Origin of the sequence: Nocardia elegans NBRC 108235 (assembly GCF_001612845.1) — a bacterium.
In the GTDB taxonomy this organism is placed as follows: Bacteria; Actinomycetota; Actinomycetes; order Mycobacteriales; family Mycobacteriaceae; genus Nocardia; species Nocardia nova.
On sequence record NZ_BDBF01000006.1, the window covers coordinates 228361 to 248683 of the forward strand.

The 20323-nt window shown below is 66.8% G+C and carries 16 protein-coding genes; 10 read left to right on the forward strand and 6 right to left on the reverse strand.

Annotation, left to right across the window (positions count from 1 at the left end):
* Positions 1-37: 37 nt before the first annotated feature.
* The gene (locus NE2_RS05785) at positions 38-2422 is read right to left on the reverse strand and encodes a CaiB/BaiF CoA-transferase family protein (protein WP_063024648.1); all 2385 of its coding nucleotides are present in this window, start codon (positions 2420-2422) and stop codon (positions 38-40) included.
* Between the two features lie 264 nt (positions 2423-2686).
* Here NE2_RS05785 and NE2_RS05790 point away from each other — a divergent pair, with 264 nt between their 5' ends.
* The 8 genes from NE2_RS05790 (at position 2687) to NE2_RS05825 (ending at position 10891) form a co-directional block, all read left to right on the forward strand.
* Positions 2687-3916, forward strand: a complete 1230-nt coding sequence (locus NE2_RS05790) for an acyl-CoA dehydrogenase family protein (protein ID WP_063024507.1) — start codon at positions 2687-2689, stop codon at positions 3914-3916.
* A gap of 4 nt (positions 3917-3920) precedes the next feature.
* Positions 3921-5042, forward strand: a complete 1122-nt coding sequence (locus tag NE2_RS05795; protein WP_063024509.1) for an acyl-CoA dehydrogenase family protein — start codon at positions 3921-3923, stop codon at positions 5040-5042.
* 307 nt (positions 5043-5349) lie between these two features.
* A complete protein-coding gene (locus NE2_RS05800; protein WP_063024510.1) occupies positions 5350-6354 on the forward strand; it encodes an aromatic ring-hydroxylating dioxygenase subunit alpha in 1005 nt (334 codons plus the stop codon).
* A gap of 49 nt (positions 6355-6403) precedes the next feature.
* On the forward strand, positions 6404-6961 hold the full coding sequence (locus tag NE2_RS05805) for a DoxX family protein (protein ID WP_063024512.1): 558 nt from the start codon (positions 6404-6406) through the stop codon (positions 6959-6961).
* A 103-nt stretch (positions 6962-7064) separates the two neighbouring features.
* Positions 7065-9476 (forward strand): sensor histidine kinase, encoded by a 2412-nt coding sequence (locus tag NE2_RS05810; protein ID WP_233429680.1) that lies wholly within the window; start codon positions 7065-7067, stop codon positions 9474-9476.
* Complete coding sequence (locus tag NE2_RS05815) at positions 9473-9892, forward strand: roadblock/LC7 domain-containing protein (RefSeq protein ID WP_063024516.1); 420 nt, start codon at positions 9473-9475, stop codon at positions 9890-9892. Before NE2_RS05810 ends, NE2_RS05815 begins: the two co-directional genes overlap by 4 nt.
* Positions 9889-10266, forward strand: a complete 378-nt coding sequence (locus tag NE2_RS05820; protein ID WP_063024518.1) for a DUF742 domain-containing protein — start codon at positions 9889-9891, stop codon at positions 10264-10266. Before NE2_RS05815 ends, NE2_RS05820 begins: the two co-directional genes overlap by 4 nt.
* Positions 10247-10891, forward strand: coding sequence for a GTP-binding protein (locus tag NE2_RS05825; RefSeq protein ID WP_063024520.1), 645 nt, complete (start codon positions 10247-10249; stop codon positions 10889-10891). The genes NE2_RS05820 and NE2_RS05825 overlap by 20 nt, the downstream gene beginning before the upstream one ends.
* 43 nt (positions 10892-10934) lie before the next feature.
* On the opposite strand, the gene NE2_RS05830 is transcribed toward NE2_RS05825, so the two are convergent.
* Positions 10935-11348, reverse strand: coding sequence for a hypothetical protein (locus NE2_RS05830; protein ID WP_063024521.1), 414 nt, complete (start codon positions 11346-11348; stop codon positions 10935-10937).
* Positions 11349-11571: 223 nt separating this feature from the next.
* Between NE2_RS05830 and NE2_RS05835 the strand changes: the two genes are divergently transcribed.
* Together NE2_RS05835 and NE2_RS05840 are read left to right on the forward strand one after the other, a co-directional pair.
* On the forward strand, positions 11572-13245 hold the full coding sequence (locus NE2_RS05835) for an FAD-dependent oxidoreductase (protein ID WP_063024523.1): 1674 nt from the start codon (positions 11572-11574) through the stop codon (positions 13243-13245).
* A gap of 167 nt (positions 13246-13412) precedes the next feature.
* Positions 13413-14681, forward strand: coding sequence for an ABC transporter substrate-binding protein (locus NE2_RS05840; protein ID WP_181320963.1), 1269 nt, complete (start codon positions 13413-13415; stop codon positions 14679-14681).
* Positions 14682-14748: 67 nt separating this feature from the next.
* On the opposite strand, the gene NE2_RS05845 is transcribed toward NE2_RS05840, so the two are convergent.
* The 4 genes from NE2_RS05845 to NE2_RS05860 form a co-directional block, all read right to left on the reverse strand.
* Positions 14749-15489 carry an ABC transporter ATP-binding protein gene (locus NE2_RS05845; protein WP_084493829.1) on the reverse strand — a complete coding sequence of 247 codons (741 nt, stop codon included), beginning with the start codon at positions 15487-15489 and terminating at the stop codon, positions 14749-14751.
* Entirely contained in the window at positions 15486-18227 is a 2742-nt protein-coding gene (locus tag NE2_RS05850; protein WP_063024528.1) for a branched-chain amino acid ABC transporter permease/ATP-binding protein, read from the reverse strand. The genes NE2_RS05845 and NE2_RS05850 overlap by 4 nt, the downstream gene beginning before the upstream one ends.
* A gap of 125 nt (positions 18228-18352) precedes the next feature.
* The gene (locus NE2_RS05855; protein ID WP_063024531.1) at positions 18353-19108 is read right to left on the reverse strand and encodes a GntR family transcriptional regulator; all 756 of its coding nucleotides are present in this window, start codon (positions 19106-19108) and stop codon (positions 18353-18355) included.
* Between the two features lie 30 nt (positions 19109-19138).
* Positions 19139-20296, reverse strand: a complete 1158-nt coding sequence (locus tag NE2_RS05860) for an acyl-CoA dehydrogenase family protein (RefSeq protein WP_063024533.1) — start codon at positions 20294-20296, stop codon at positions 19139-19141.
* Positions 20297-20323 lie beyond the last annotated feature (27 nt).

Consider the following 20323-nt stretch of genomic DNA (forward strand, 5'->3'; position numbering starts at 1 on the left):
CGGCGGTCGGCGGCTGGGCCGCCGGCCGCCCCAGCGATCAGGAGGTCCGGGGCACCGCGATCTCGAGCACACCCTGCCGCAGCAGGTCATCGATCTGGTCCTCGTCGAGGCCGAGCAGATCCTCAGCGATCCGGCGGGTCTGCTCCCCGAGCAACGGCGCCGGTCCATACGGCGGCTCAGCCACGGTGTCGGCGTGAATCTGCACGTTCTCCAGCACATACGGTTCACGCCCGTGGGGATGACGTTCTTCGCGGAACGCGCCCCGCTGCTTGCAGTAGGCCCACTCGGGCAGATCGGTGCCGCGCAGCATCGCACCGGCGGGAACGCCCGCCTCCTGCAGCAACGTCATCGCATCCAAAGGTGCATGCTCGCGTGTCCATTCCGCGAGCGCGGTGTCGATGCGGTCCCGCTGCGCGTCGCGACCGGCGGCGGCGGACAGCGCCTCGTCGGCCAGCAGGTCGGTGCGCCCGATCGCCGAGCACAGTGCGGCCCAATCCGTATCGTCGCGGACCGTGACGGCGAGCCACTCGTCGTCGCCGGCAGCCGGGAACAGCCCCCACGGCGCATCCCGCTCGAGAACATCCGCCTGCGGTGACCCGCCTTCGAGCAGGTGCCCGGCCGCGATCACGGGGGCGAAGTGACCGAGCATCACCTCGGACTGGGCGACACTGACCGACCCGCCGAGCCGGGTGCGTTCCCGGCGGATCAGCAGAGCCAACGCGCCCAGCGCACCGATACGAGCGCAGACGTGGTCGGGATATACCGTGATCGCGTCACTGAAAGAACCCGCATCATCCGGATAGACCCACCGTGCGGTGCAGCCGGTGGCCGCGCGCACCAACGGGCCGTAGCCCAGGCGCCGCGACCACGGGCCGGTGGGCCCGAACGCGGAACTGTCGACGACCACGATCCCGGGATTCATGTCTTCGAGTGAGCCGTAATCCAGCCCGAGCGAATTCATTACGCCCGGTTTGAAATTCGTCAATACGATATCGGCGGAACGAACCAGTTGCCGGACCAGTTTCTGGCCGGCGGGGTTGCGCAGATCGATTCCGATGCTGCGCTTGTTGCGGTGCCCGGCCGCGAAACCCGGCGTCATCCCGGCTGGGCCCTGGGCGCCTCGCGCACCGTCGATGAAGGCGGAATTCTCGATCTTGATGACATCGGCACCGAGATCGCCGACCAGTCGGCCGGTGTCACCACCCACCACGATCACGCCGAAATCGAGAACTCGGATACCGTCGAGCGGCAACCCCGGACGAGTGCGGGGGCGGGCGGCCAGGATGTCGCCTCGCGGTCGTTGTTCTGCTGCGGTCTCCGGTGCGGTGTCCACCCAGGCCCGCGCACCGTCGATTTCCATGACCCCCGCCGGCACCGGCACGATCACACCGGGCGCCAGTTCCACCTCACGCAGGAAACCCCGTGACCTGATCTGCTCGGTGGCCAGCGCCTCGTCCGGCGTCAGGACGCTCGCCGTGGGGACCCCGTATTCCTGCCCCTGCTGCTCGAGTTCCGTCCGTGTCTTGTCGGCGAAGTGCCGCCCAATGGCAGGCAACAGGTCCGGTGATTTGAATCGGACCAGGAGCTTGTCGTACTTCGGGTCCGCGAATTCCTCCGGGCGTCCCATCCACTCGAACATGCCACGCCACTGCCGCTGGGCCAGTACGCAGATCCGTACGAACCCGTCCTTGCACGCGATGATGGGGTACTTGTACCGCTCGTCCGCACGACCCCGCGGAAGCGAACTCAGCGGTACTCCGGCCGATGCGCTGCCGGTCATGCCGTAGGCGGGATCGAGTGCTTGCATCGCACCGTCGAGTACAGAGAAATCGATCCGGCACCCCGAACCGGTGCGCAACCGGTCGACATACATGCTCAGCGCCTCGAACGCCGCCTGGGCGGCTGCGACGTCATAGGGCAGCTCCCCCGGCGGCATCAGCGGGGCCCGGCCCGGGAGGCCGGAGCGTGACAACTCACTGGTGAGGGCATGGATGACCGGGGTGGTGGCCTGCCATCGGCTGAAGTCGTTGTCACGGCCGAAGTCGCTGATGGACAGCACCACAAGCGACGGATGAGTTGTGGTGATCTCCGGTATCGCGAGTGTGGCTTCGGCGGAACTACCCGGCGCCGTGTTCTCGATCAGGATGTCCGATGCGGCAAGCAGATTCGCCCATTCCGAGCTCCCGGCATCGGTGGCCGGATCGATCGTGACCGTGCCGGCTCCACGCGCGGCAATCGCACTGCCGAGTGCGATCCCGCCGACCACCGGACCGAAGCCGGAGTCGTCGGTGACTCCGGCGAGCCGAACCCTGAGGACCGTTGCGCCCAGATCGAGGAGGAGGCGGCCGACGCCCTGCATCGGCCCGGACACGAGGTCCACGACTCGGACTCCGAGCAGTGGCGGATCGTAGCTGGGGGTGATGTCGCTCAAGGCCAACTCCCATGTCGGTTCGTACGAGATGTGTTGCCCGAGAGCCTGTTCGGCGATGGCTTCCGATGCGGCAGCCACGGGCTGTACTACCGATGCTGGTGCCGGAGAACCGAGTTGTACATCACAGATAAGGACACCGGCACGTGTCCCGTCGGCTCATCTGTCCGTGAGCGGGCCGGTCGTTTACGGCTCGCTCGGATGGTGAGAGCGTCGAGGACGAGCAGCACGACGAAGTGACGAATTCGAGAGGTCAGCATGACGAAAGCCGAAGGGCCACCGACAACACCACACACCCTTGCCGAGGAGGTCCGTTCCTGGCTGGCGGACAATTGGCACGGCACCGACGACAGCGCCTGGCGCGCCCGCGTCGTCGAGTCGGGGTGGGCGGCGCCGACCTGGCCCAGCGATTCGTTCGGCCGCGGTCTGTCCCGGCCGGACGCGAAGACGGTACGCGACGAATTCCGTGCCGCCGGCGCACGCGGGGCCGGAGTCGAGCACCGGGGTTTCACCGCACTCGCGGGAAACACGATCGTCGAGTTCGGCTCGGCGCAGATGAAGCGCGACATTCTGCCGAAACTCCTGTCCGGGGAATGGAGCCGCGGTTGCCTGCTGTACAGCGAGCCGAGCAACGGGTCGGACCTGGCCGGGCTACAGACCCGCGCCGAACGGCACGACGATGTGTTCATCGTCAATGGTCAGAAGATCTGGACCACCGGCGGCCATGAGGCTGATTGCGCGCTGCTGCTCGCCCGCACCGACTGGGACCGGCCCAAGCACGCCGGCATCAGCTTCTTCATCATTCCCATGGACCTGCCCGGGATCGAGGTTCGCCCGATCAAGCAGATGACCGGCGAATCGGATTTCAACGAAGTCTTCCTCACCGACGTCCGTGTTCCGGCAACCGCGCTCATCGGCGAACTGAACGACGGCTGGCGAGTGCTGCAGACAGCACTCAAAGAAGAGCGCCGCACGATGGGATTCGAGATCGGAGCGCCCACACGCGATGACAATGCTCGACCCGCGATCTTCACCGCATCCGATGACCTGGTCGCCGCGGCTCGGGCGGCCGGCAAACTCGGCGACGAGGCCGTCCGGCAGGAGATCATGCGCATCCACTCCTGGCGGCTGGTGAACGACTGGAACGCCGTTCGGGCGAAAAGAGAGATCGAAGCGGGCGGAGGTTCCTCGTTGGCCTCACTGGGCAAGCTCGCGAAATCACGGATTCTGCACTCCGCCTGGGGCCTTCGCTTCCGGTTGCTGGGTGCGCGCGGACTTCTCTACGACGAGAGCGACAAACAAGGCTACGAGGTCGACCATCAAATGATGTGGTCGTTCATCAATTCGATCGGCGGCGGCACCGACCAGATTCAACGCAACATCATCGGCGAGCGCATCCTCGGGCTGCCGAAGGGCCACGAGCCCGACCGGGGCGTGCCGTTCCGGGACGTACGCAAGGGCGGCACCGCCATGCAGGACGGGAACTAGGAGAATGACGTTGTTCGCAACATTCACCGACGAGCAGAACCAGTTGCGCACGCTCGTTCGCGACTACGTGCGGGAAAAGTCGCCCGAGACGGAGGTGCGCCGGCTCATGGCCACCGACGAGGGGTACGACCCCGTGATATGGACCCAGATGGCACGCGATCTCGGACTGCAGGGTCTCGCAATTCCGGAGCAGTACGGCGGTCAGGGCGCCGGCTGGATCGAACTGGGCATCGTGCTCGAGGAGACCGGACGCGCGCTGCTGTGCGCCCCCTTCTTCTCGACGGTGGTGCTGGCCGCCACCACCCTACTCGAGTCGGGCGACGAAGAAGCCAAGGAGCAGTACCTTCCCGCGATCGCCGACGGGTCGCTGATCGCCACGGTGGCTCTGATCGTGGATCACGGATGCTGGAACCCCGACGACGTCACGGTGCGCGCGACACACGACCCCGACGGCTGGACCTTGAACGGCACCCAGCAGTACGTCCTCGACGGTGCGCACGCTCAGCTGATCATCGTGCCCGCCCGCAGCGCAACCGGCATTTCACTGTTCGCGATCGATACCACCGACAGTGCGATCGTCCGAACGCCGTCCATCACCCTCGACCAGACCCGCAAGCTCGCGGTCGTGGAACTGGACTCGACCCCGGCACGCCTGATCGGCGCCGAAGGCGGCGGCCGGCAGGTGCTGGAACGGGTGCTGGATTTCGCCGCCGTCGCACTGGCCGCCGAGCAGGTGGGCGGCGCCGAGGCCGCGTTGGACATGTCGACCGCCTACCTCAAGACACGCGTGCAGTTCGGGCAGGTGATCGGCGCATTTCAAGCCCTCAAGCACATGGCCGCCGACGTCCTGATCGAAGTCGAGTCCGCGAAGTCGGCCGCGTACTACGCGCTGGCCGCAGCAGCTGCGGACAACGAGGAACTGCCCGCGGCGGCGTCGCTGGCCCGAGCCTATTGCAGCGAAGCGTTCGTCACCGCGGCGCACCAGAACATCCAATTCCACGGGGGCATGGGCTTCACCTGGGAAGTGCCCGCCCATCTGTATTTCAAGCGCGCGCGATCCTCGGAACTACTGCTCGGCGACGCCGGCACGCACCGCGCGAGATTGGCCCAGCGGATCGGCATTTAGCAGCCATCGCCGAAGTTCTCGAGCCGTCGCGGCGCGAACCGACGACTGTGACCGAAATGCGGCGCGGCACAGAGTTTGTCGCGCCGCGAGCACAGTGGGCTTCGTTCGACACTCGGGCCGCTCGACCCTCAGCGACCGACTCTCTCAGCCATATTTGTCAGAGTAGTCAAAGTCAGCCGGACGAGTCTATACCCAGCTAACAGTGAAGAATCGACCAAACGAGCCTGTCGGATACACCGCCGGAAGTCGACTTTTTGACTATATTGTCAAACGATGACATGGTAGGGGTATTCGAAAGGAGTCCGAGATGACCGAACTTCCGTCGGCTCGGCCCACGGGCTGGTTCCAGGTCGCTTGGTCTGCAGACCTCAGGGACGGCGAGGTCAAGGCCCTGCATTATTTCGACACCGAACTCGTGGCATTCCGCGGAAACGATGGACACGTCCGGGTTCTCGACGCCCACTGTCGGCATCTGGGCGCTCATCTGGGCCACGGTGGGTGCGTGGTGGGCAACGATATTCAGTGCCCCTTCCACGGGTGGAGATGGAACGGCGACGGGCGCAATACACACATTCCGTACCACGACAAGCCCAACCGGGTCCGCCGCGTGCGGGCGTGGCCGGTCACCGAGCGCAACGAGTCGATCTACATCTGGCACGATTCCGAGGGCAGGCCGCCGAGCTGGGAGGTCCCCGACGCATTCCCCGCGCTCGGCGACCACATTGCCCGGGTCGACTATTTTCCGCTCACCGAACTGGCTCGGTCGCGCCACCCCGGAATTCACGTCCACCCTCAGGTGATCGCCGAAAATGCCGTCGACCCTTGGCATTTCAGGTTCGTACACCATACTCCCCACGCACCGGCCGTTCTCCGCGAGACCGTCCAGGGCGCGCGCTGGCAGTCCAAGGTCGGATTCGGCCGGCGCTGGAGCGACGGCGTGGACAGGGCCGAAGATACGTCGAATACGATCGAAATTCTGTGGTCGGGCATCGGGCTGAGCTTCAGCGGTGAGGTCACCGCCGACGGAATCCGGGTTATCGCAATCTGCCCCACACCGGTCGACGACACCACCACCGACATCTTCGCCACGTACTGGATCGACAAGGACAACGGACGATACGACGAGCGGCTGGCCCAAGCCAAACTGGCTCTGCCCGACGACATCGCGATCTGGGAACACCAGAAGTACATGGACCCTCCGGGCCTGGCCCCCTCCGAAGCCGCGGGCTTCCGGCGCCTGCGCACCTGGGCGACCCGTTTCTATCCCGAAACGGCGCACGCCGATCCGAGCTCCGCCGCCGCGCCGGTGTGAGCGCGCATCCGGTAGCCCGAGTCCGCACGCTATATCGACGAGGAAGCATATGACCACACTGTCTCGCACCAGCTCCGATCGGTCCGCGGATATCGCCGCGATCGCGCTGCGCGCCACGCTCGGACCGATGCTCATTGCACACGGCTGGAACAAGATCGCCGGTCCCGGCGGCATCGAAGGCACGACACGCTGGTTCGGCTCCCTCGGCCTGCGACCGGCCGCCGCACACGCCCGGATGGCTGCTGCCGGGGAGATCGCCGCGGGCACGGGACTCGTTCTCGGACTGGCTAATCCGCTGCCGGCGGCGGCGACGGTCGGCCTCATGTCGGTCGCCGCCGCGACCGATCACCGGGGCAAAGGATTCTTCGTATTCAAAGGCGGATGGGAATACGTCGGCGTGGTCGCCGGGACGGCGGTGGCGCTTGCCGGCTTGGGCCACGGCAGGTTCTCCGTCGACGGGCTCCGCGGCCGCCGGCGTAGCGGGCTGCGGCCCGCCGTGGTGGCTGCGGCGCTGGGCTCCGCGGCGGCCGGGGCGCTGCTGACGCTGTGCTACCGGCCCGCACCGCCGGACAACGCGGCAGCAGACGTCGCCGCGGCAGATTCCTGAGCCGAACCAGGTCGCCTCGGGATCACCTTCAACCCCGAGCTTTTAGTAAGATAATTATGCTCCTCTTACTGATAAACGCGGGTGGTTGAGTTAGTCTGTGCCGGTGTTCAAGGCCAAACTCGGTGTCCGAGGCCAAATTCTGTCGATCGCATTGGTGCCGAGCCTGGCACTGTTACTCGTCGGGATGTGGGTTGCCACCTCGCTCCTGATACAGGGTCGCCACGCCGAAAACTGGGCAGCGGAGATCGACCGCAATACCGCGCCCGGTATGGAGTTCGCCGTCCAGGCGCAGAACGAACGGCGATTGACATTGCTCGAGATCGGCGGCGACACACAGCACGCCGGCGAGCTCACGGCCCAGCGGGCGCGCGTGGACGGCGCGATCCAGACGATCATCGCCGCCGGTCAGCGCATCAGCAGCATGGACGGCAGCTTCGACGGCGCCCTGGACGCGGCCAGGTCGCTCACCTCCCAGCTACCGACTGTTCGCCAGCGCGCCGATGCCGGAACACTGTCCGCCGACGAGGCGTACTCCTATTTCAACCGGCTCACCCAGGTGGCGGCGGGTGGTATGGAACTACTGACCAGAGCGGCACCGACTTCGGAGACAGCGGCCGAGGAATCCAACGCGGCCAGGCTCTTTCACACCGCCGAGGCGATGTCGAAAGGTAACGCGCTCGCCGCGGCCGCGGTCATCGGCAACGGCCTGTCGGCCGAACAGCTCCTCGAATACGGCCGCCAGATCGGCTTCTACCGAAGCGAGATCGCTAATCTCGAACCGCAGCTCAACCCCGGGGCGCAAGCAACCTTGCGGGCTCTGACCAAGAGCGATCCGTGGCGACGGCTCGCGGCGATGGAGGACGCCCTCATACAACGCGGCGTCTCCCAACAATCGCCATCCGCAACCAGCGCCAAGGCCCACGACACGAGCGAGCCCGCTCCGCTTCCTCTGAGCGTGGCCGACTGGCAAGATGCGGCCGCGCAGGTCGGCAATACGCTGATCGACCTGTGGCAGAACCAGAACCACTACGCCTTGCGGTCGGCGACCGATCACGGCAAAGTCACCGCCCGCAACTCGCTGCTGGGCGGCGGGGCGGTGCTGGTGATCTCCGTGGTCGCCTTCCTGATCGCGGCCGGGCTGGCGACCCGCACCATCCGGCGCTTGCGCCGACTTCGCCAGGAGACACTCGCGCTCGCCGACGACCAACTCCCCCGGATCACCGAACAGCTCCATACGGGCAGCACGGTCGACCTCGACACCGACGTCCTACGGCTCGATTTCGGCACCGACGAGGTGGGTCAGGTCGCCGATGCGTTCAACCGCGCGCAGATGGCGGCGGTCACCGCAGCAGTCTCGGAGGCCAGAACCCGGACTGCCGTCAACGCGCTGTTCCTGAATATCGCCTATCGCAGCCAGCTGGTGATCCACCGCCAGCTGGAAGTACTCGACCAAGCCGAACGCGAACTCGAAGATCCCGTCCAGTTGGAGCTGCTGTTCAAACTCGACCACCTGGCCACCCGGGAGCGGCGCAACGCGGAGAATCTCATTATTCTGGGCGGGGGTCAGCCCGGCCGCCAGTGGCGCAACCCGGTCCCGCTACTCGACCTGGTGCGCAGCGCGGTCGCCGAAACCGAGGACTACGCCCGCGTGCAGGTCGGCCGTGTCCCCGACGGATCGGTGGCCGGCACCGCCGTCGCCGACCTCGTCCACCTGCTGGCTGAGCTGATGGACAATGCGACGTCGTTCTCGCCGCCCGGATCCACCGTCGAGGTCACCGGCAATGTCGTGGGTAAGGGCATCCTGGTCGAGGTCTCCGACCGAGGTCTGGGCATGGCGGCCGATGATATCCAGCGGGTGAACGAAACCCTCTCCAACCCACCGGATTTCAGTGTGACGAGCCTGTCGGACGATTCCCGGCTCGGACTGTTCGTGGTCGCACTGCTGGCCGCCAGGCACAACATCTCGGTGCGCCTGGCCGAATCGCACTACGGCGGCATTCGAGCCATCGTGATCATCCCGTCCCAGCTGATCGCCACCGAGGCGGCGCACAACGATCATCGGCCGGCCGGGCCGGTCGCGCCGCCCACCGCAGCGGGGCACGGTGATACCTGGGCCGACGTTCCGGTGCGACCGGCCGCGACCGCGCGCGCCGATCTCGCACCGCCCCCTCAGGTACCAGCGCACCGCCCGGCATCCCCGGACCGATACGCCGCGGCCTACCCGGCGCCGGATCCCGGCCCCGGACCGAGCACGGTGTCGCCGTCGTTCCACGATCCGTCCTCCGCCCGCCCACACGGCGCCGACAAGCCGCCGCTACCGCGCCGACGCCGCCAGCAGAGCCTGGCGCCGGAGCTGGCCCAGGCCCCGTCCACCTCGCACGCCGCCGACGCACCGCCGCGCCCGCGGTCTGCCGCCCAAGCACGAAATCTGATGTCGGCCATCGAGAACGGCACGCGCCAAGGCCGGCGGCGGCGTCCCGACACCGCCCCCTACGAACCCGAAGGCCCCCAATGACGACGCCCACCCGCAACCTCGACTGGCTCCTCGATGACCTCGTCGCGCACATTCCCGGCGTGCGCCACGCCGTGGTGCTGTCCACCGACGGTCTGCTGCTCGGCCGCTCCACCATCATGCCGGTCGAGGACGCCGAGCACTTCGCCGCGATGGCCGCGACCCTGCACGGACTGGCGCGCAGCGCCGGGCACCGCTTCACCGGCGGCACTGTCCGCCAAACCGTCATCGAACTCGACCATGCCGTCATGTTCGCCACGGCGGCGGGGCCCAATGCCTGTCTGGCGTTGCTCACCGACGAGACTGCCAACATGGGCATGGTCGCCTACGAGATCAACCAGACCGTGCACCGGGTGGGCACCTTTCTTTCCGCCGCACCCCGCCAGGGCTTCGGCCGCATGGGCGACCCGAGCTCATGACCGGTCGGCGTGCCTCGTGGTACGAGGACGAGGCCGGCCCCCTCATACGTTCTTATGCTCTGACTCGCGGACGCACCCACAGTCCTCGGCCAGACCTGGACATGATCACCCTCGTCCTGGCCGTCGACACCGCGGCGGACCTGCGCCGGCGCGAACCGGAATACCTCGACATCGTGCGCCTGTGCCGAGCACCGCAGTCGGTCGCCGAAGTCTCTGCTGCACTGCGTCTTCCGCTGATGGTGACGAAAATCCTGCTCAGCGATCTGCTCGCCGACGGCCACCTCATCTGCCGGTCGGTGTCCCTCGTGACCGACACCGGACTCCACAACCTCGACCTTCTGCGAACGGTATTGGATGGCATCCGCAACCTTTGACCCCGACGAACGGCCCGCTCTGGCCGCCTCGGTGAAGATCCTCGTCGCCGGCGGTTTCGGTGTCGGCAAGACCACCATGGTCGGTGCCGTCAGCGAGATCGTCCCCTTGCGCACCGAAGAAGTCGTCACCGAACTCTCGCGCGATATCGACGATCTGTCCGGGGTCGAGTCGAAAACGACCACGACCGTCGCCATGGACTTCGGTCGCATCACCATCTCCCCCGAGTTGGTGCTCTACGTATTCGGCACGCCCGGACAGGACCGGTTCTGGTTCATGTGGGACGAACTGGCCCTCGGCGCCCTGGGGGCGGTCGTGCTGGCCGATACCCGGCGGCTCGACAGTAGTTTCGCCGCCGTCGACTTCTTCGAGCGCCGCAGCCTGCCGTTCGTCGTCGGTGTCAACTGCTTCGACGGCGCACCTCGCTACACGACCGAGGATGTCCGCGACGCCCTCGACCTCGCCGACCATGTGCCTGTCATGCTGTGCGACGCCCGCCGTCGCGAGTCCGCCAAGGCCATGCTCATCACGTTGATGGAGTACCTCATCGGCGGGCCCGCGCGGGCCACCGGCGTCCCGGCCCCGCACGCTCCCCTGGCATTCGACCGGGCCACCGGCACCCCGTGAGGGTCGGCGGCCCGGGGGCTCAGAGGTCGATACTCCACGGCGATTATTCGGGCCGACTGTCGGTCGTTTCGCTGAGAACCAGGGTCACCAGCTGCGAGCGTGAGGGCACCGGCCGGACCGAATGCAGGTGCCGGTGCCAATACGGGCTGTTGACTCCCGGCATTGGCAACTCCAGCGTCCCGGTGTCCAGCGCGGTCACCCCCGCCTGTCGCAAATCGCGCCGCTCCGATTCCGCGACCGGCCGGTCCGGTGTGGCGAACATCAACCACTGACCGGGCCGGTACTCGAACACCGGGACGGTCCACCCTTTCGACCGCGCCGCCGACTCGATCGTCCCGCCGATCCCCGAGGGCATGTCCAGCGCACAGACCTGACGGCCCAGTTCGATCATCAGCCGCATGGCACCGGTCCACACCGAAGGGGACCACCGGGTGGTCCAGATTGTCGCCACGTCCACGTGAGCACACCGCCTGTCGATTCCGGCTCGTCGACGCACGGCACATGTCGCGGTGGCTCCTGCGCGCACCGCCCGCGAGCCGACAGCTCTGCACTATATAGTACAATAGGTTGACTCAATAAACCGTATGGACTAGTCGCGAACCATATCCGGACGATTTGGCAGATAGCCTGCTGGCGTACCGAAGTTGTTGTGACACAGGGAATGTGAGGACCTCGCAACCATGGCCTTCGTAGTGACGCAGAGATGCTGCAATGATGCGAGCTGCTTGTCGGAGTGCCCGGTCGACTGCATCCGGCCGCGGCCCGAGGACCCCGATTTCGCCACCGCGGAGATGCTCTACATCGACCCGCAGACGTGTATCGACTGTGGCGCGTGCGCCGACGCGTGCCCGGTCGACGCGATCTATTCCGAAGACGAGCTACCCGAGGGCCTGCAACGCTACACCGACATCAACGCCGGCTACTTCGAGCGGCACCCGCTGGACGCGAAGATGATCCAGCCGGCGCCCCCCGGCCGGGTCGCCAAGGAACTCGGCACCCTGCGCGTAGCGATCGTCGGAGCGGGACCGGCCGCGGCCTATGCCGCCGAGGAGCTGATGCGCCGCGCCGACGCCGAGGTGGAGGTAATCGACCGGCTACCCTCGCCACACGGACTGGTGCGAGCCGGTGTCGCCCCCGACCACGCGGGCACCAAGGCGATCACCATGACGTTCGAGGCCGCGGCCCGCCACGCCGGCTTCCGCTATCTACTCAATGTCGAAGTGGGCGAACATATTTCGCATGCCGAGTTGATGGATCACCATCATGCGGTGATCTACGCGGTGGGAGCGTCGGCCGACCGCAGTCTCGGCATCCCTGGCGAATCGCTGCCCGGCAGCCATTCCGCCGGCGAGTTCGTGGCCTGGTACAACGGCCATCCCGACTACGCGGATCGCGTCTTCGACCTGTCGGGTGAGCGCGCTGTCATCGTCGGGAACGGCAATGTGGCACTCGATATCGCGCGCGTGCTCACACTCGACTCCGAGGAGCTCGCCCGCACCGATATCGCCGATCACGCCCTGGCAGCCCTGCGTGACAGTACGATCCGCGAGGTGGTTCTGCTGGGCCGTCGCGGCCCGGTCCAGGCGGCCTACACCTCGCCGGAATTTCTTGCCCTGCAACGGTTGCCAGGCGTCGATGTGATCATCGACGAATCCGAGCTCAAACTCGATTCGGCCAGCCAGGCCGTCCTCGACGATCCCGGCACCGAGCCGTCGACCCTGCTCAAGGTCGAACTGGCCCGGGAATACTCGCAGCAGCCACAGCACCCCGGCCACAAACGGATCGTGTTCCGGTATCTGACCTCACCGATGGAGATCCTCGGGACCGACCGGGTCGACGGGCTTACGATTGTGCGCAACGAGCTGGTCGAATCCGGCGGCGAGCTGACCTCCCGGCCGACCGATTGCACCGAGACGATCGCGACCTCGCTGGTGCTGCGCTCGGTCGGGTACCGCGGGCAGCCCGTACCGGACCTGCCCTTCGACGAATCTCGGCATATCGTACCGAACGAACAGGGCCGGGTGGTCACCGCCGAGGGCGATCCCGTGACCGGCGTCTACGTGACCGGCTGGATCAAACGCGGGCCGCGCGGAGTGATCGGCACGAACAAGGCGTGTGCCCAGGAGACGGTGGCCGGTCTGCTGGACGACTTCACCGCCGGCAGACTGCCCGCACCCCGCCACGACCGCCGGACCCTGCACGCCCTGCTGGCAGAGCGCCGCCCCGAGCTGGTCGACGGCACCGGCTGGCGCGCCATCGACGCCGCGGAGCGCGAACGCGGCAAGCGGCAAGGCCGCCCCCGGGTCAAATTCGTCTCGGTGACCGAGATGCTGGCCGCATCGCGGGAGCACTGACCCACCCGAAGCAATTCGAACAAAATTATTCAACTATATTTTGGGCTCTGATTCGAAAAGCGCGATCAGTTCAATCATCTATCGGATAGCATCATATTTCCTGGCAGAGGCACGTCCGTGCCGCATCTGTTCATCCGCCCGGCCGCACGGGCTCGCCAGGATCACGATTGGAGATTGAAGTGCACTTTCCACGGACCCCCGGGCGCATCGCAGCGCCACTGATGATCGCCGCGGCCCTCGCGGTGGCCACCGCGTGTAACTCGTCGTCGACGTCGGATTCGACCCCCTCGGCCGAGCCGATCGCAGGTTCACCGAACAAAGCCGCCGGCACGCCGGTCACCATCGGCTTCATCAGCGAGGGAAAATCGCCGGCGATCGACAACACCGACGAGATCAAGGGGGCCCGCGCGGCGGTGGCCTACGCCAACGATTATCTCGGCGGTCTCGGCGGGCATCCGATCACGCTCGAGGTGTGCGAGAGCCTCGGCCAGCCCGCGACCGCGACCGACTGCGCGAATCAGATGGTGGCGGCCAACGTGGCGGCTGTGGTCGAAGGTGTCGAAGGTCAGATCGATGCGACGATAGCGCCACTGGCCGCGGCCAAAATCCCGTTGGTCACCCACACCGCGAGCACTCAGGCCGCGTTGCAGACGCCAGGGGTGTTCATGCTGTTGAACGGGCTGTCCTACTTCGGGACGCCCGCCGCACAGGCCAAGGCCGACGGTGTGAAGAAGGCCGACCTCGTCGTCATCGGCGTGCCGGCCGCGGAGGGGCCCGCCCGCCAGATCGGCGCGCTGCTCTACGGCAACGCCGGCGTGGGCCTGAACGTGACCGCGGTGCCTCCGGGCACCGCCGATATGACCCCGCAGATCGCCGCCGCCGATGGCGAACACCCCGACCTCTACACCGTCGTCGGCAACGACACCTTCTGCACCAGCGCCCTCAAGGCGATCAAGACCGTCAACCCGAGCGTGAAGACCACCATCATCGACCGCTGCATCACGCCGGGAGGCGCGAGCGCCATCCCCGGCGGGTATCAGGACATCAACGTGGTCACCACCACCGACCTCAGCAAGGACCGGCCCGACGGCAAACTCTTCGCGAGCGTCCTGGGCAAATACGGCGACGGCGCGAAATTCGGCTCCACCGCGGCCTTCGGCTACTCGCCGGTGCTGGGCATGGTCGATGCGCTGAATGCCGCCAAGATTTCGGAAGTAACCCCTGCGACCGTCACCAGCACGCTGCAATCGGCGCCGGCGACGGAATACCCGCTCTCGGGCGGCGTCATGTTCCAGTGCAACGGTAAGCAGATCGCACTGTCGCCCAATATCTGCAGCACCGACGGCATCATGGCGACCGCCGACAAGGCCGGAACCCTGTCGAACTACCGCCGCGTCGCCGCGGACGCCAAGCTGTATTCGATGCCCGGCCGCTGACCCCATTCCCGAACACGACTTCGGCCGCCTCCGAATCCGGAGGCGGCCGAACTATTTCCGGTTGCGCTTACGCCGGCGCCGTTCCGATCTCGCCGAGGTAGGCGGCTTCGATCCGGTCGGGATCGGCGATCAACTCCGTGGCCGGTCCTCGCAGCCGCACATCACCGTGTACCAGTACGATCGCCTCGTCGGCCACCTCGAGCGCCAGCCGCACATGTTGCTCCACCAGAATCACCACCGCCGAGGTTTCCTCGGCGACGCGGCGCACCACGGGGAGCAGATTCTCGACGATGACCGGCGCCAATCCCATGCTCATCTCGTCGATCAGCAGCACCGCGGGGTTCTGCGCCAGCGCCCGGGCCACCGCGAGCATCTGCTGCTCGCCTCCGGACAGCGCGCCCGCGGCCACGTTCAGCCGTTTCGCCAAGGCCGGGAATATCTCCAGGCACGCGTCGACGCCGGGGCCGCCGCGCCGGTGCGCAAGCTGCAGATTCTGTGCCACCGTCAGGCTGGTGAACAGGTCCCGGCAGTCGGGTACCAGGGCCAGTCCGGCCCGGTTGGCGGCGGCGGGCTTCCCACTGGGCAATGCGGTGCCGCCGACGCGGACCTCCCCGCCCAAGCGCGGCAGCAGACCGGCGATCGTCTCCATCATCGTGGTCTTGCCGGCGCCGTTCGGGCCGAGAACGGCCAGCACCGTCCCGGCGTCCAGGCGCAGTCCGAAATCGCGGACCACGGCGACCGAACCGTGTCCGGCGACCAGTCCACTGCATTCGAATGCCGTTGCGGCAGAAGCGGTTTCAGTCATCATATCGCCAATCCACTGGTGTGTGCGCTGCCCAGGTAAGCTTGTGCGACGACACGATCGGCGCGGATGTCCTCGGCACCGCCCGAGGCGATGACCTTGCCGAAGTCGAGCACATGGATGCGGTCGCAGAGTCCGAGTACCAATCCCATGTCGTGATCGACCATGACGATGGTGACCCCGCTGTCGCGGACATCGCGAAGACGATCGCCCAGCCACTGGCTCTCATTGGTGTCCAGCCCGCCGGCCGGTTCGTCGAGCAACAGCACCTCCGGCGATCCGACCAGCGCTCGCGCGATCGACACCAGCTGGCGCTGCCCTTGGGAGAGCTCACCCGCCAGGCGGGCGCCCACCTCGGACAGGCCGAGCAGATCCAGTACGCGGCTCAGCTTCTGATCGTCACCGCCGCCACGCCGGCGGCCCGCGGTCAATCCGACGCGCACGTTCTCCCGCACATCCAGGTCGTCGTATAGTTCGACGGCTTGGAAGGTCCGGCCCAATCCGGCCCGGATGCGCTGGTGCGGGGGCAGCGCGTCGATGTTCTCGGTGCCCAGCAGTACCGCGCCCTTATGATCGGCAAAGCCGCTGATCGCGTCGATCAGCGTGGTCTTGCCGGCGCCGTTGGGTCCGATGAGCCCCACGATCGCGCCGCGGGGAATCGACAAGCAGATGTCGTCGATCGCGACCACACCGCCGTAATGCACCGACACATCATGCAATTCCAGAGCCGTGGGCGCGCCGGGATCGATCGCCACGACCGGCGCGGCCGCCCGCGGTGGCACGGAACCGACTGCGGCCCCGGCCTTCTCGGCCCCCGCGCCGCCTCGTCGGCGGGCCACGAGCGTGTGGAAGGGCCCGACGATTCCGTCCGGATTGAGGATCACGGTGAAGATCAGCAGGATGCTCGCCACCACCGGATACCAGCCGTGTGCGGAGAAGACTTCGTCGACGACGATGAACACCAGGCCGTTGGCCGCCAGTACGCCCGCGAGCAGGCCACCGGCAACCGACGTCGTCCCCGCCAAGTACACGGTGCCGAACAGCACGAGGCTGTTCAATGCCGAGAACGCGTCGAAGGTGACGGTCTGCTCCTGATAGGCCAGCATCGCACCGCCGATTCCGGCGATGAACGCCGCGATGGCGAAGGCGATGATCTTGACCCGCACCACGCTGACCCCCGCGGCCGCGGCGGCGCGTTCGTTGGCCCGCACGGCCAGCATCTGCGACCCCAGTGAACTCCTGCGCAGATAGGCCACGCCGAGCGCGACCACTACGAGCACGAACAGGCACAGGAACGCGAAACTCAACCGCGGATACCCGTGCCCGGAACCGATTCCCAGATCCCAGCCGAACAACGAGGGCGAGCCGATCGCGACACCCGACGAGCCGACCAGATCCACATTCCGGAACCAGAGTGCTTCCACCGCATAGGCCATGGCCAGTGTCGCCACCGCCACGGTGAGTCCGCGGATGCGCAGCGCCGGCAGGCCGACCAGCACGCCGAGCGCGGTGGCCACGAGCGCCGCGCACAGCGGGGCGAGCGGGAACGGAATATGCCACGAGGTGCTGATCGGGCCGAGGATGAATCCGGCGACACCGGCGATCGTCAACTGCGCCAGCGACACCTGGCCCGCATAGCCGGTGACGACCACGGTCGACAACGCGATGATCGCCATGATCAGGCTGATGATCAGGCCGGAGCGGTAGCGGTCGTGCAGAACCACCAGCGCCACCGCGGCGATCACCACCATCAGTACGGTCGTCGGCAGGATGCGCTGGGGTCGCGGCGCTTTGCCCAGACTTCGCAGAATGATCGCCCCCCGTGCCGGGAGCGGCCGCGATCTGATGAGGAGTACGACCAGAATCAATACCAGCGGCACCAGCTCGGGAAGCCCACTCGAGGGCAGCGCGGAATGTTTGGAGGCGAGATACTGCGCCTCCGATTGCAGGGCGCCGACCGCCAGTCCGGCGATCACCGCCACCACGACGTATTCGAAGCGGGCCACCACGGCCGCGGCCAGCGCCGGCACGATGAACAGCGTGTAGGCGACGGGCACCAACGGCACGATCGGGGCGATCAGGATGCCGGAGAGCCCGGCCACGGCCGAGCTGAGCATCCAGTTGTAGACCGCGACGCGATCGGGTGAGATACCGCTGACGTAGGCGCCGCGCTCGGTCTCGGCGCAGGCGCGGGTGGCCAGGCCGAACTTCGTGTACTTGAAGATCAGCGACAGCACGATCGCGAGGACCAGAATCGCGACCGCGAAATACAGCCGATCCGTCGAGATCCGCAGATCGCCGTTGCGCCAGATGGTCGCCGGGAATATCGGGTCCACATTGATCGGATCGGTGCCGAGTTCGACGGCCACCAGACCGGCGGGCACCAGCGAGACTCCGAGCGCAGCCACGGCGCGTGCAACCGCGGGCGCGGACCGCAGCGGCCGGAAGATCACTACGTACAGCACCGCACCCAGCACCGCGGCGATCACGATGGACAGCAGCAGTGCCGGCCACATCGCCAGCCCGTCACCGAATGTGATCGAGGTCGGCAGCCCCGGCACCAGCAGCAGGAACTTGCCCTCGCGCAGGTATGCGTAGATATAGGCCGTGTAGAGCGCGATCGCACCGGAGGCGAAGTTCACCACACCCGAGCTGCGGTAGGTCAGGACAACGGCCAGGGCCAGGGCCCCGAATACCGCGCCGTTGCCCAGGCCGAGCAACAGAAACACCACATGTTGAGTCATTCCAGAACGATCCTCCGGGGCACTGTCGAGCCGGCGCGGATGATGCTTGATGGTTCCGGCTGCAGGTCACGGTATCATCGAATAGGTAGATGATTGATCGTTTTGAGCTATATTTCGCGGGGCGGTCAAGCCGGGGTGACACCCGATCGCCGCAGTGTCACGCGATAGGTGTAGTGCTCGGGCAGAAATTGGCTCACCGACAATTCCACCGCCGCCCCGCCGGCATCGGAGTACAGCCGGTCCACGCGCAACATCGGATGTCCGGGTGCGCAGCCGAGTTCGGCGGCGGTCGCCGGGGTGGCCGCGGCCACCGTGATCGATTGCGCGGCTTCGACGATCGGGCTGTTCAGGTGCGGTTCCAGCAGTCCGATCACGGTGTAGGGACTGGATGCGCCGTCGGCCAGCTCGGGCGCCGCGGCCACCGAACGGGCGATAGGCTCGGGTAGATGCACGGTCGTGCACACAAACGGCACGCCGTCGTGCAGGCGGACGAAGACCACCGTGTACACCACATCGGTGTCGAGCCGGAGCCGGCTGGCCGCCTCGATGTCGACCCGGCGGCGCAGCCCCGACCGCACCTGCATGGTGGTGTCCGACGACAATTGCATGAGGTCTTCGATCGAACCGAACTGCCGCAGGTACCGCTGTTCGGCGGCGGTGGCGAAGGTACCGCGCCCGGCCACCCGGTACACCTCCCCCGCCGCGACCAGATCCTGGAACGCGCGGCGCACGGTGTGGCGGCTGACCCGATGTCGCTGTGCCAGTTCCATTTCGGTCGGCAGCGCCGCTCCACCGGCGTAGCGGCCGGCCGCGATCTCCGCCCGCACACTGCGCGCCACCGCCTGGTACGCCGGTTCCGACTCCACCCTGTCCCGCCTCATGGGCAACAGATCCTACGGACCGCCGGAGGCTCAGATACCACCGCGCGCGACGAGCTGACCGGCGATGACATTGCGCTGGATCTCGTTGGTGCCCTCGCCGACAATCATCAGCGGAGCGTCGCGGAAGTAGCGCTCGGCGTCGTATTCGGTCGAGTAACCGTATCCGCCGTGGATCCGCACCGCGTTCAACGCGATGTCCATGGCGACCTCGGAGGCGAACAACTTGGCCATTCCCGCTTCCATATCGCAGCGCTCCCCGCGGTCGAACTGTTCGGCCGCATAGCGAGTCAGTTGCCGCGCCGCGGTCAGTTTGGTCGCCATATCCGCCAGATAGTTGCCGATCGACTGATGCTTCCAGATCGGCTTACCGAAGCTCTCCCGATCCTGGGAGTAGGCCAGCGCATCCTCGAGCGCCGCCGCGGCCACACCCAGCGCCCGCGAGGCGACCTGGATGCGGCCCGTCTCGAGCCCCTTCATCATCTGCGCGAATCCCTGACCGGGCGCCCCGCCGAGGATCGCCGACACCGGCGCACGATAGTTGTCGAACGACAGCTCGCAGCTCTCCACGCCCTTATAGCCGAGCTTGGGCAGATCGCGCGAGACGGTCAGGCCGGGACCGTGCTCGACCAGGACGATCGAGATACCCGAATGCCGTGGTACCGCCGCCGGATCGGTCTTGCACAGCAGCGCGATCAGCCCGGACCGGCGCGCGTTGCTGATCCAGGTCTTGGCTCCGGTAATGACCAGCTCGTCGCCGTCGCGTCTGGCCTGGGTGGTCATCGCCTGCAGGTCCGAGCCGCCGCCCGGTTCGGTCAGCGCCATCGTCGCGCGTAGCTCACCGGTGGCCATCCGTGGCAGGTAGGCCTGCCGCTGTGCCTCGGTGCCGAAGAGGGTCAGTAGTTTCGCGACCACGGTATGTCCGCCCATCGCCCCGGCCAGGCTCATCCAGCCACGCGCCAATTCCTCGGTGACCTGGACGTAGCAGGGCATCGACACCGGAGTGCCGCCGTATTCCTCGGGCACCGCCAAGCCGTAGATGCCGATCCGCTTCATCTGCTCGACCCACTCTTCCGGATAGCGGTTGGCGTGCTCGAACTCCTGTACCTTCGGCTTGACCTCCCGGTCGATGAAGGCCCTGACGGTCTCGACGAGCAAGACCTCCTCACTGTTCAGCCATCCGTGGTTCACGTCGTCTCCTCCAGGCCGTGGATAATT

Coding starts and splice junctions, on each gene's coding strand:
- NE2_RS05790 (WP_063024507.1), top strand. CDS start 2,687: ATGACGAAAGCCGAAGGGCCACCGACAACACCACACACCCTTGCCGAG.
- NE2_RS05795 (WP_063024509.1), top strand. CDS start 3,921: ATGACGTTGTTCGCAACATTCACCGACGAGCAGAACCAGTTGCGCACG.
- NE2_RS05800 (WP_063024510.1), top strand. CDS start 5,350: ATGACCGAACTTCCGTCGGCTCGGCCCACGGGCTGGTTCCAGGTCGCT.
- NE2_RS05805 (WP_063024512.1), top strand. CDS start 6,404: ATGACCACACTGTCTCGCACCAGCTCCGATCGGTCCGCGGATATCGCC.
- NE2_RS05815 (WP_063024516.1), top strand. CDS start 9,473: ATGACGACGCCCACCCGCAACCTCGACTGGCTCCTCGATGACCTCGTC.
- NE2_RS05820 (WP_063024518.1), top strand. CDS start 9,889: ATGACCGGTCGGCGTGCCTCGTGGTACGAGGACGAGGCCGGCCCCCTC.
- NE2_RS05825 (WP_063024520.1), top strand. CDS start 10,247: ATGGCATCCGCAACCTTTGACCCCGACGAACGGCCCGCTCTGGCCGCC.
- NE2_RS05835 (WP_063024523.1), top strand. CDS start 11,572: ATGGCCTTCGTAGTGACGCAGAGATGCTGCAATGATGCGAGCTGCTTG.
- NE2_RS05845 (WP_084493829.1), bottom strand. CDS start 15,489: ATGATGACTGAAACCGCTTCTGCCGCAACGGCATTCGAATGCAGTGGA.
- NE2_RS05850 (WP_063024528.1), bottom strand. CDS start 18,227: ATGACTCAACATGTGGTGTTTCTGTTGCTCGGCCTGGGCAACGGCGCG.
- NE2_RS05855 (WP_063024531.1), bottom strand. CDS start 19,108: ATGAGGCGGGACAGGGTGGAGTCGGAACCGGCGTACCAGGCGGTGGCG.